Annotated in this window: 9 protein-coding genes; 1 reads left to right on the plus strand and 8 read right to left on the minus strand. The window is 69.0% G+C overall.

The genetic code is table 11. The features are described from left to right. Positions 1-148 precede the first annotated feature (148 nt). From lnt to M0G41_RS05055, 6 genes are all read right to left on the minus strand, one after another. Positions 149-2638 (minus strand): apolipoprotein N-acyltransferase, encoded by a 2490-nt coding sequence (lnt, locus tag M0G41_RS05030; RefSeq protein WP_248205956.1) that lies wholly within the window; start codon positions 2636-2638, stop codon positions 149-151. 107 nt (positions 2639-2745) lie between these two features. Continuing rightward, the gene (locus tag M0G41_RS05035; RefSeq protein WP_248205961.1) at positions 2746-3438 is read right to left on the minus strand and encodes a hypothetical protein; all 693 of its coding nucleotides are present in this window, start codon (positions 3436-3438) and stop codon (positions 2746-2748) included. 24 nt (positions 3439-3462) lie between these two features. Continuing rightward, entirely contained in the window at positions 3463-4551 is a 1089-nt protein-coding gene (locus tag M0G41_RS05040; protein WP_248205965.1) for a hypothetical protein, read from the minus strand. A gap of 390 nt (positions 4552-4941) precedes the next feature. Beyond that, positions 4942-5379: a universal stress protein gene (locus tag M0G41_RS05045; RefSeq protein WP_248205967.1), complete on the minus strand. Its 438-nt coding sequence runs from the start codon at positions 5377-5379 to the stop codon at positions 4942-4944. Between the two features lie 39 nt (positions 5380-5418). Then, a complete protein-coding gene (locus M0G41_RS05050) occupies positions 5419-6522 on the minus strand; it encodes a hypothetical protein (protein ID WP_248205970.1) in 1104 nt (367 codons plus the stop codon). Then, positions 6497-7918 carry an MBOAT family O-acyltransferase gene (locus M0G41_RS05055; protein WP_248205972.1) on the minus strand — a complete coding sequence of 474 codons (1422 nt, stop codon included), beginning with the start codon at positions 7916-7918 and terminating at the stop codon, positions 6497-6499. The genes M0G41_RS05050 and M0G41_RS05055 overlap by 26 nt, the downstream gene beginning before the upstream one ends. 188 nt (positions 7919-8106) lie before the next feature. Between M0G41_RS05055 and M0G41_RS05060 the strand changes: the two genes are divergently transcribed. Then, entirely contained in the window at positions 8107-9582 is a 1476-nt protein-coding gene (locus tag M0G41_RS05060) for a hypothetical protein (RefSeq protein ID WP_248205977.1), read from the plus strand. Positions 9583-9795: 213 nt separating this feature from the next. Here M0G41_RS05060 and M0G41_RS05065 read toward each other — a convergent pair whose 3' ends face one another. Together M0G41_RS05065 and M0G41_RS05070 are read right to left on the minus strand one after the other, a co-directional pair. Continuing rightward, on the minus strand, positions 9796-10146 hold the full coding sequence (locus M0G41_RS05065) for a hypothetical protein (RefSeq protein WP_248205980.1): 351 nt from the start codon (positions 10144-10146) through the stop codon (positions 9796-9798). Positions 10147-10480: 334 nt separating this feature from the next. Next, positions 10481-11917, minus strand: a complete 1437-nt coding sequence (locus M0G41_RS05070; RefSeq protein WP_248205981.1) for a lipase family protein — start codon at positions 11915-11917, stop codon at positions 10481-10483. Between the last annotated feature and the right edge of the window lie 65 nt (positions 11918-11982).

The raw sequence follows: 11982 nt of genomic DNA on the forward strand, positions 1-11982 counted from the left end.
CTGGCCGTTCGCGGACCCTTCCGGGCCGGCCGACCACCCGATCAGTGAGCCAGATCGATAGTGTGTCAGAAAACCGCGTCCGCTTAGCCACCGCCCTTAGGCGGGACAGCCGTCCGGCAATGCCTCCCCCGGGACGTCGCGCTGCCGCTCAGCCCGCGAGCACGCGGATGGCGAACCAGACCGGCACGCCCAGGAAGTACACAAGCCGCCCGAAACGCTCGCCCGCAAGGCGCACCGCGGCCGCAGCGCCGAGCCGCTCCGCCACCCACACGGCTGCCTCGATCGCGATGCGCAGCGCGGCCGCGAGGAGCATCAGCCCGAGCATCCAGGCGACCCACCAGATCAGCAGGCCGCCCAGCCAGGCGCCGACGCCGTAGGTGAGCAGCTCGCCGAAGGTGCCACCGAAGGCGATGTGCTGGTGCAGGCGAAAGGCCGGCAAAGCCGTCAGCAGCGGAAACAGGGCGAACTTCACTGCCGCGTGGTCAAGCCAGCGATGCCGGGCCCGGGCCCGCTGCGAGGCCCGGCGGGCCCGCTCCTCGCAACCGGGCCGGTCCCAGCCCAGCAAGGCGCCGCCGGCCTGCAACTTATTCCTGAAACCCAGCGGATCATCCAGACGCCAGCCGGACCACAGCCGCCCCGAGGCCAACCGCAGCCGCAGACCGGGTCCGGGCAGGGGCCAGCGCCAGACCTGCAGCGCCCGCAGGCTGGAAAGAGGAAACTCGATGCGAAGGGCGGGCTGCTCGATGACCAGCTTGCCCGCCTCGATCACAGCCCGCATGGCAAACGCCCGCTCGATGGCCCAGGCGGCCAGCGCAGGAGCCAGCACGGTGGCAGCGAACAGGCGGATCTGCTCCACCGAGTTGACCTGCCAGCCATCCCGGGTGGCCATGCGCAGGGCGATCCAGACCAGGCCCAACGCGGCCGTGACCCGCAACAGCGCGGTGAGCAGCCGCCAGGGCGTGGACAGCCGGGACACCACGAACACCGCGTCCGGCGCCGGGCTCGCTGGACCGACCGGCCCGCGGGAGAGCCAAGGCAGCAGGACGATCAAGGCCAACACGCCAAGGGCGAACGCGCCCGCCCAGTCGCCCCAGCGCATCATCAGGGTGGGCGGCGGCGCACGCAGGGGAATCTCACCGACCAGCACGGCCTGCTGGCCCATCCCGGTCCGGGCGACGATGCCTCCGGTCTCGTCGATCAGCGCGCTCAAGCCGTTGGTGGTGACGCGCAGCTGCGGCAGCCGGGTTTCGATGCTGCGGAAGCTTGCGACGGCCAGATGCAGCCGGGCGCCGGCCGGATAGCCCGTGAACCAGGCATCGTTGGACAGGCCGAGGATCGCCTCGGCACCGAGCCGGGCGCCATTGATGGCCAACTGAGGTCGGACATCGTCCAGACAGATCAGGGGCAGCACGCTGGCCTCGCGGCCGTCGGCGGTGCGCAGAGGGAACACCCGCGGTCCATCCCCGGCGCGCCACGATCCTGCCCACGGCAGCAGCGAGCGGAAACGCGGTCCGTCCAGCCGGGCAGGCACCCACTCGGTCAGCGGAAAAGGGTGGGTCTTGCGGTAGTGGCCGAGCAGCCCGCGCTGCGGATCGACCACGGCGGCGGCGTTGTACTCGCCTGCGGCGTCGCGGTCGTAGGTGCCGAAGACCAGGGGCACGCCGAGCGTGGCGGAGAAGCCGAGGATCTCCGAATCAAAGGCGCGTCCGTCATCGCTCTTGGGTGAGCCGAAGGTGGTGGGATAGACCGTTTCCGACCAGAGCAGGGCCTCGGCGCCCTGTTCCCGCACGGCATGCGCGGACATCGCGAAATGCGTGCCCAGCACCTGGCGCACCGCCTCGAAACTGCCGACCCGCTCGCGCAGGGCCTCGACCTCGGTCAGGTTGGCCTGCACCAGGCCAACCCGCAGAGACGGCGCAGGCTCGGATTGGTGGACGCGCAACGCATCCAGCCGCCACGCGCCATAGGCCCAGACCAGGGCCACCAGCACCGCGCCCGTGGCCAGCGGGCGCAAGGCAAGGCTCGGCACTGGCCGAGCCCGTCTCAGGGCCGCCGCCCCGCACTCGTTGACCAGAAGAAGCCAGAGGCTGAGCCCGGCGGCGCCACCGAGGTCGGCGAACTGGCGCAGCGCCAGCGCCGGCTGCAGGCCATGTCCCAGCGTGTCACCGAGCAGCTTGGGCCAGAGCCACTCGCAGCCGACCCAGGCGCAGGCCCCGCCCAGCGCCGCCCACGTCGGACCCAGGCGATGGCCGATCAGTTGTCTGGCAAGCACGAAGGCGAACAGCTGCGGCTGCAGCAGGGGCGCAAGCAGGGCCAGAGCCAGAAGGCCCCAGCCGGCACCCCAACCGACATAGGCCGCGAAGGCGGCGCCGAACCAGTGGAACACGCCCAGCGCCATCAGCACCGACATCAGCCAGGCGCTGCCCAGGGCCGCGCGCAGTCGCCCCGCCCCATCAAGGACCAGCAGCCAGGGCAAGAGGGCGACCAGGCCCAGGGCCCAGGCGCCCTCGATCAGCGCATAGCCTGCCAACAGGCCGCCGGACAGTCCGGCGCCGGCCAGGTGGGTGATCCATCCGTGCGCGCGGCCGGGCGCCGCGGCGTGCCGGCTGGATTCGTTGTCTGCGTGATGCCCGCTCATCCCTGAACCACCTGTTTCACTTTCCTGGCGCGGCAGCCATCAGCCGGCCACCCCGGCCAGCGGCTGTCCAATCGATACAGACAGTCCTGGCGCAACGCCCTCCCCGCTCAGGGCGGGGGCGGCAGGCTGACCCTGCGGATCGGCAGGCCGGGCGGCGCCAGCGCCTCCGGCACGACCAGGTCCGCCGGAAGCTCGATCAATGCACCGGACTCGTCGCGCAGCTCGAGGTCCGGCGAGAACATCAGGATGGCCTCGATCGGCTCGCCCTCGTCGGTGACCTGGTGGTGGCGCACGTAGCCCTCGGGCAGTTCGTAATCCTCCGGCACCGCCAGCCCTTCCAGCGGCGGGCTCGTGCCGGGGTGATTGAAGGCAGCAAGCCCCGATTCGATACCCGCCTCGCGCAGGGCCTCGATCAGCTCGGCCGCGGTCGGCTCCTCGTCGCCGGGCCGGACATACGCGGCGAGGTCATCCGGGTCCAGGCTCGGCAACTCGAAGTCCTCGGCCCGCTCGGTCGGCTCGGACACCGGTAGCCTGCGCTTCGGCACGGCGGCGGAGGGGACCGGTGCTGCGACTCTGGTCTCGACGCCCGACACCTGCTTCGCCGCTGCATGGGTCGGCGCCACCGGCGGCTGGCCGGGACGCCGGGCCAGCAGGCCCAGCGCCACGCCGGCGAGCAGGGCGAACGCCAGCCAGCCGAGCACCCGCCACCGACGGTCCGTCGGGGCGCGCCGGATGACCCGCACGCCATCGCCGTCCGCGGGGGACGGCGTGGCGCCTTGCCAGGGCGATTTCCGATTCATCGTGGCGGACCCACCCTGCCCCTATCAGGGACTCGGCGGGTTGAACACCGAGATCGACCAGCCCATCCGCTCATGGCCGAAATTGTTCCAGATCGGGCTCTTGCCGCCGCTGAAGCTGGTGTAGCGCGGCGCCCCTGTTCCAGTGCTGCCGCCCCACAATCCGGCAGACACCGTGCCACCGGTGTAGGTCGGGTGCACGTCGTCGGACTGGATGTAGTCGTAACTGGTGGTGGAGCTGACCAGCTTGGTGTTGGCATCGCGCAGGGTCGACTTCAGCGTCGAGGTGATTCGGGTGACATAGCTGCTCTCGCTCTCCCCGGCCACGTACTTCAGCGCCTCGGAGTCGATCTTGCCGTCGCCGTTGCTGTCGTAGTCGCGGCCCATGTACTCGCCGAAGCTGTCCGCGCACTTGAAGCCCTTCTGCCGGGCGTACTCGCACATCCAGTAGTTCATCTTGACCAGTGCCGGCAGGAAGCGGTCACGCAGGTTGACCGTCTGCCCGGTAGCCGAGTCGCGGCAGCTGCTCTGCACGTTGTCGGCGTTGTAGCCCGGATAATAGAGGTTGGCGATCACCTTGAGCCGGGTGTTGGGGTGGGCGTTGGCGTTGATGTAGTCCATCGCCGCGGCGACATAGGTCTTGCAGTTGTTGACCGCGGTATCCAGCACCGAATAGTTGCAGGTACCACTCTGCCCCTTGAAGCTGGTTCGTGCCTGCAGGCCGTCGTTGCCGCACATTTCGAACGTCACCACGCGGGTGGTGCTCGCCTGCATGTAGGACCGCTCACCGACGATCTTGTTCTGGTAGACGTCGGACGCGACCGCGCCCGACTTGGTCCGCCGGATGCTCTCGATATCGGCGTTCCAAAGAGCCGAGAGATACTCGGCGTCCACCGTCGGCGCCGAGTAGCGGGCGGCATTGCTCACCGACCCGTTGTAGCCGGCATAGATCGAATCGCCATAGGCGACGATGCGGTACTTGGCCGTGGTGCCCGACCGGTCAACGGTCCAGGACACGTTCTGGTTGAGGGTGCTGGCGGCACCCTGGGCGCTGAAGACGAGCACGGCACAGGCAGACAGCAGCCTCACGCGGCTGCCGCGACGACGGTCAAACATGGTTCCCCTCCCAAGGAATGGTGTGTGCAACACGCAAGGCCTCCGGCATCGGCACGGATAGCCCTTGAAGCGAACAGCACGAGGTCCCCGGGCAGGCGAGTGCCGCGGACCGTTTCCCCCGCCTCCATACGCTAGGGTCGGGTGACGCAGGCTGTCACGCCGCAGCGCAGCAAGGTCGGCGCTGACAACGAAATCGACCGTTCCGCGCCGCCGCGAATCAGCCCTTCCCGGCTTGGCCGCAGCGCCCGCCGGCGTTCATCTACCCAAGACCCCGCCGCACGACAAAGCGCCTCGTGACACCCTCCGCCGCCTTGCGGCGCCGGGAACGGGAGAGGCGCGGCGTCGGCGGACTCCCGCCGGCAGTCCGATCGGACCTGCCAGGGCGCCGGCTCAGCGCGCGCGCACAGGTACCAGCAGCACCGGCAGCGCGCTTGAGCGCAGGACCGCCTGGCTGGTGCTGCCGACGATCAGATCGAACACCGCCCCATGGCCGTGGGTCCCCATGATGATCAGGTCGACGGCGAGTCTTTCCGCTTCGTCGAGGATGGCCTGGGCGATCGAACCCTGGATCTGCAGCGCGGTGACCTCCATCCCCTCGTCACGAAGTGCCCGGGCATGGGCCTGGATCTGCCCATGGTCGCGGCGGTGCGCCTCTGCCACCTGGTCGCGCACGACCTGGGGCCCGGCTTCATAGCCGACGAAGTCAGGCTCCGGCTCGGCCACGTGCAGCAGCCACAGGCTCGCCGCGGTGGCCCGGGCCATGCCCTTTGCCACCTCGAGTACCTGCGCCGATGAGCCGCTCAGATCCAGCGCTACCAGCAGTTTCATCGTCCTTCCTCCCGTTGGCGGTGCAGGACAGTGCCAAGCCTATCGCGGGTCGGCGGCGTCGCCACGCGCCGCCTCGACGGCGTGGTACAGGGCCTCGGTGTAGCGCTCCGCATCGGCCGGCGAAAGGTGCGACCACTCGGGCAGGTGCAGCCCCTGCATGTCGGGGAAATCCTCGAAGTGGATGCCCGGCACACCGGCGCGCTCCACCAGCGGATCCCATGTGCGGGCGCGGGGGAACACCCGCTGCTCGAACTCGTAGTAGGCACCATCGCTGGGGGGGCGCACGAGGATCACCTCCACCCCGCGCTGGCGCAAGGTGTCGATCGCCGCGACCGTCTCGGCGATCTGCTCTTCCAGCACCTTGGCCGGATCCATGCCCGGTGGCGGCGGCAGCTCAAAGAACTGGGACCAGATATCCCGGGCCAGCTGGGCATAGGCGGGATCCTTGAGCAGCTTGTCCCACATCCGCGAGTTGCGGTCGGGCTCGTTCACCATCAGGCGGCGCACATCGAGCAGATTCATGACGCCGGCGCGCGCAGGCCAGGGCTGGCGGGCAAGCACGGTGAACAGTGCGTAGTCGCCCTGATAGAAGGCGAGCCATGGTTCGAGCAGATGCATCGACAGCCATTGGCCGATGCGCTGCGACGGGGTTTCCCGCCGATAGTGGTCTAGCGCATCGCCGCGAAAGCGGAAGCCTGAGAAAAACACGTCCGGGGCGACGCCCACGAGCAGGCTTCCGGAGAAATCCGGGTCATTGGCGAGATCCTGCAGGAAGGGCAAGGGCGTGGTGCCCTCCAGGGCGAGCTGGATGGGGCGCTGCCCGCTCAGCCGCTCCCAGACATGCAGCTGTACGTCGAACAGCACCCGGGAGGAACCCAGCAGGACCAGCGCATCGCCCTCGCCCTCGTCGATCCGGCGCCGCTGTATCGCCCACAGACCGGCGCTGTTGCGCATGGAGGGCTCCGAGCCGAAGTCGCGCCAGTAAGCCTCCCAGCCGATCAGCCCGGCGGCGCAGAGCAGCAGGCTCACCACCCAGGACAGGCCCAGCCGGGTGGAGGGAAGCGCCCGCTGCGGCGGGTCGGCGGCGGCGGGGGCCTGCGCCCCGGTCGGGTCGCGCTCAGAACTGGAAGTAGATGAAGGCATTGCTACCTCCCTGGGTCACGAGGATGGCCAGCAGCATCAGGCCCCAAAGCATCCCGACGACGGCCGCAGGCAGTCGCTGCACGGCCTCGTGCAGCTGGCGATCGCGCATATGCCAGTGCAGCGCGAGCATGAGGCCGACCGGCACCAGGCTGCTGACCATCAGCCAGTGGGTCAGCACCGGCGCGCCGTCGGGGGTAATCAGCAGCATGCTCTTGAGCAGGCGCGCAGCGGTGGGGAAATCCTGCGCGCGGAAGAAGACCCAGGTGATGTTGACCAGGAAGTAGGTGAGCAGCGCCAGGCCGAGCCGCGACAGCCAGCGATCCCACAAGGCCCAGTGGCCGATGCGTGCGCGAAGGAATCGTTCGGCGGCCAGATACAGCCCGTGCAGGCCACCCCAGACCACGAAGGTCCAGGCAGCGCCGTGCCAAAGGCCGCCGAGCAACATGGTCAGCATCAGGTTGACGTAGGTTCGCCCGGGCCCCTTGCGATTGCCTCCGAGCGGCACGTAGAGGTAGTCGCGCAGCCAGCTCGACAGGGATATATGCCAGCGTCGCCAGAAGTCGCTGAAGCCGACTGCCGCGTAGGGAAAACGGAAGTTGTCCGGCAGCGAGAAGCCCAGCACCAGGGCCGCGCCGATTGCCGTGGTGGTGTAGCCGGCAAAGTCACAGAAGATCTGTGCCGAGAAGGCCAGCGTTCCGATCCAGGCATCGACGGGGGCAACGCCCTGGCCTGCACCGAACACCTCGTCGGCGGCCGGCGCCAGCATGCCGTCGGCCACGACGACCTTCTGGAACAGCCCGAGCACCATCAGCATCAGCCCCCAGCCGACCTGCCGCGCGGTGGCGATGCAGGGCCGGGCGAACTGCGGGATAAGGTGGGTGGGACGGACGATGGGACCTGCGACCAGCTGCGGGAAGAAGGTCACGAACAGGGCGAAATCCAGGAACGAGCCGGTCGGCCGGGCACGGCGCAGGTACACGTCCAGCGTGTAGGCCATGGTCTGGAACGTGTAGAAACTGATTCCGACCGGCAGCACGATGTCCCACTCTGCAGGCTGGTAGGCGATGCCTGCGGCGTTCATCGCCTCGGTGAAGTTCTCCAGTACGAAGCCGCCGTACTTGAAGTAGCCAAGCATGCCGAGATTGACCGCGATCGAGGCCCACAACAGCAGCCGCCGCCTGCCGGGCGAGTCGGACTCATGGATCCGTCGCGCAAGGAACCAGTCGGCGAGCGTCGAGATCCACAACAGGATCACGAAGGGCGGATTCCAGGCCGCGTAGAACAGATAGCTCGCGACGAGCAGGTTGCCCTTCTTCACCGTCCACGCAAACGGCATGCGGTGAAGGGCCACCACCAACGCGAAGAAGGCGACGAAAGTCAGCGAGTTGAAAAGCACCGGTCCTTCCCCCCGAAGGCCGCGCGGAAACGGCAGCCTACGCGCCTGCCGGAGCGATTGCACGGAATTGCTGCGCGCGCCACTCAGCACGACGATCCGCCGACGCCGGGCCCGCCCGCGCTGAAGACGCTACAGTAGCGGTCGTTCCCAAGCCATGCTCCGACGCGATGCCGCCTGCAACCCTTGCCATGCTGCCGGCCGCCGAGCTGCCCGCCGGACTCAGGCAGCTCACCGATCCGGCCACGCCCCTGCCATCCGGCTGGCTGCTCATCGGCGAGGGCCTCTCGCCGTTGCTGCCTCCGCTGCTGAAGACCCTCGCGGCCTGGGCTGCGGGCCTGGTGTTCGCGCTCGGCATCTCCGGCGCAGCGACTGCGCTGGCCTGGATCTACGCATCGATCGCCCTGGCCTGCTTCGGCTACAGCGTCCTGCCCGGGCGTAAGGCCTGGGCCGCGATAGAGCAGCGCCGCGCCTTTCGCGCCGGTCGCTGGCGCCGCGGCTTGCATCTAGGGCCCGATGCGCTGCTGCTCTGGGACGGCTCCCGGGGCGTGGCCTTCAACCGCAGCGAGATCGATTCGGTGCAACGGGTAGAGGTGGAGATCGCCGTGCGCCCGGCCAAGGGCCCGCCGCGCAAGCGTATCGAGCATCGCTGCGAACTGGCGATCCGAAGAGATGGTGCGCCACCCTCGGGGCTGCCGCTGCCGATGATCGACCCCGGCAGCGCCGATCCGGACCATGCTGGCGGCGCGGTCGTGGCAATCGAGCGCTGGGTGGCGGGCGGGGCGCCCCGCACGGGCGCCGCTGGTCACGGCGCGCTCCGCGCCTGGGTGCGGAACCTGGCGTGGGGACACGGCCTGCTGCTTGCCGCCTCCGTTCTCGGCCTGCTTGGCACCACCCTGGCCGCTGCCGTCTTCGGCATCTCAAGCGGCGCCCTGCTTGGGCTGCTGGTCGGTTTTCCTGCCTTCCTGCTCTTCCCTCTGATCCTGCATCGCTCGATCGGTGCCCGGCTGGCACGTGACGCGAGGGGGCGGCCGGTTGGCTGGGGCTACATCATCTGCCTGGGTCTGGCCGCGATGCTGTTGATCATCGGCGGGTCGAATGTGGCCGGCCACCTGCAATGGCAGCTCCGCGCCAGCGAGGCGCCGCCGCTGGACGCCGGCGCGATCGCAGCCGAACGCGGTGCGATGCGGCTGTATCCGTGGACTGCGGAGCTGACGCCCACTGCCGCCCCTATCGGCCACTACGCCCACCGCCGCTACCTGGGCGACGGGCGCTGGATCGAATCGAGCTACTACGTGGCGCCACTCGACGGACAGCGCGGCTGCCTCTGGCTGGGGCTCAGGACGGGTGAAGGGGCCGCGTCGGCGCGCTCGAGATCCCGACTGCTCAACGATCGTAGCGACTGGCTGCTGCCGGTCGCCGGCCTTGAGGCCTCAGGCTTCACGCAGGCCGTCGAAGCCGCGCGCCGGCAGGCCGGCGGCGCCCTGCCCGGCTGCGAGTCGGCCCGGGTCATGCAGGCCTCGCCCTCCCTCAACCAGCTGCGGCTCGACACCCTCGGGCAACTAGCGTTGCTGATTGCGCTGTCGCATCTGTTGCCGGCGCTGGCCCTGCTGGTCTGGGCAGCCTGGCGAGCCGACCGGCGACCACCGCTGCGGCGGGCCACTTAGCCCATCGATTGATCAATCAACTCTTCGCGACGGACACAGCATCCCGCCGCCCTCGACAGAAGCGGCCGTGGGCAATCATAGGGTGCGCCTCGGCGCACCAACCCCGCGTGGCGGACTGCCGCGGTCGGTCGCCGGGCATCGCTGCCGCGCGCATCGGGGTGCTGTCGAAGCTTGCGATACCGCGCGGTACACCCAGGCGCACCCTATGGGGCCTCAGTGCACCGAGCCGCCGGGCACGGCGGCGTCGCCTTCGCCACCGGAGCCCTTGATGGTGACCTTGAGATCGGCGCGCGCCAGCAGGGCGTGCTGCAGCAGGGCGGTGAGAAGAACCGCGCGCTCCTGGGCGGGAATCACGAAGCAGATCCAGCCCAGTCCGGTGTGGCGGATGCGCAGCAGGCTGCCCTGCTCGACCAGGCTGACGCTCCAGGCCGGGTTGACCTGGGCGGTCCAGGGGTCGGGCGGCTGGGTACTGACCTTGGGCTCGAGTTCGGCACGCCGTTTGGCGGCCTCGACGATCAACTCGTCCAGTTCCCCGGCCGACAGTTCCATCAGGTTGAAGCGCATGACCGGTTCCTTCGGGCTGCGTGCGATTGGGCGCAGCCAGCCTATCACCCGCGGGTGACAAGCCCTGCGTTCGGCCCAGGGATTGCGCGCTTTGCGTAGGAGCGGACATGGCCGCGACCGCGGAGATTCGCTCTGGCCGCGGTCTGTGGTGAACACGAGACGCTGCGGTCGCGCCCGTGTGCGCTCCTACGAAAACGGGCTTCGTTGGATGTCGCAGATACTGCGGGGGCGCAGACATACCGGTGCCGGCGAAGGGCGCTGAACAAGCGCTTGCGACCGTCCAACGGAGCGCCGTAGAGGCGTTGAAGGGTCGGTTGGATGGGGCCGTCGGGGGCTAGACATCAACGACCTCTCCGCCCGGCGACTGCCGCTTGAACGATTTTTTCCCGTCACTGGCCGGCTCGAAACGCAGGGCCTCGGCGTCGACGGTGCGGCGCAGGGTGATGTCGACGTAGACCGTCTCGTTCGGCCGGATGTAGCGCTCGAACTGCTCGCGGCCGAGGCGGAACTCGGCGCGGGTATAGCCGGCGAACACGTCCGGGCGCTCGGTGCCCGGCGCGCCGAAGTGCGGGCGGGCGTGGATATGGAAACCCATCTCGTCGACCTTCCTGAGCTGCTCGTAGTCGAGGTAATAGACGAGGGCATGGCTCTTCTCGTTCTTCTGCTTGTCGACGAAGAACCCCTTGGGCAGCGTATCGGGCTCGAAACCCTTGCCGAGCAGGAACAGGTCGTAGTCGCTGATGACCCGGCCCTCGTCGTCGCGGATCCGGAACACCAGCATCACGAAGCGGCGCAGCACGCCGCCGTACTGGCTGTTGGCATGGGCGCGCTGGGTCTCCTCGGTGAAGGTCGCGGCCTCTTCGAGCAGCCGATCGTACTCGGCCGGGCTGTCGACCTTGAGGCAGCGCAGCAGCTGCTCCACCACTGGTTTGCGCGCGACGTTTCCCGGCTTGACGCTGCGCATGATGCCGATGTCCTCGCCCGAATGGCTCGCGCCCGGAATCACGAAGAACGGGCTGGGGTCCGGCCGCGCCGCGAGCCCGGGCCGCACCGCAAGCGCGTGGGCCTTGCCGAAATGGCCTTCGATCAGCTCGTCGCCGCGCTGGTCCAGGCGGAAGTAGGTGTAGTTCATGTTGGCCGCGGCCAGGCGTACCACACCGTCCGAGCCCTTCTCGACCAGGTAGCTGTTGAGGAAGTCGTAGAACTTGTTGTCCACGGTCTCGCCGCTGAGCACGCAGGGCCAGTAGCGGGTGCCGCGGGCCTGGTGTCGGGTTGTGCGATCGGCGAGGTCGCAGGCCCCATCGCTGCCAAGGCACAGCCAGTCGAGCACGCCCTGGCCGGGCTCGACGCCGCCGAACCAGGATTTGATCCGCCCCAGCCGGCTCTTGCCGATCACCGCCAGCGCCGACCCGTGGTTGGCTGGTGCCAGCATGAGCAGGTGGCGCAGCGGGCAGTCGCCGAGGTTGCGCGGACCGTAGTAGCGGTCGACCCAGCGCCGCACCACCGGGCCACCGGTCGAGTGGGTGATGCAGGAGAAACTCGCCGGCGCACCCAGGTCTTGCGTGATCGCGTGCTGCATGGCGCGGGCCAGGTCGTCGAGGGTGACCTCGTCGTGGAAGCTGATGTATCGCCCGAGCCAGAGATCCTTGACCTCGATCTCCAGCCCGGCCGCGGCAGCCTGCTGCTGCAGCGCCTCGGGCAGCCCGCCGTAGGTGTCGGTGTGGGTCACACTCCATCCGTGCACGAAGGCCAGCACGCGCTTCTTGCTCATCGCCCCTCCCCGTTCTCGTTCTTCCGCCCCATCCTGCCAGTGTCGCCTCGGCAGCAGATCTCGCA

This window comes from Pseudomarimonas salicorniae (genome assembly GCF_023156535.1).
Classification (GTDB): domain Bacteria; phylum Pseudomonadota; class Gammaproteobacteria; order Xanthomonadales; family Xanthomonadaceae; genus Pseudomarimonas; species Pseudomarimonas salicorniae.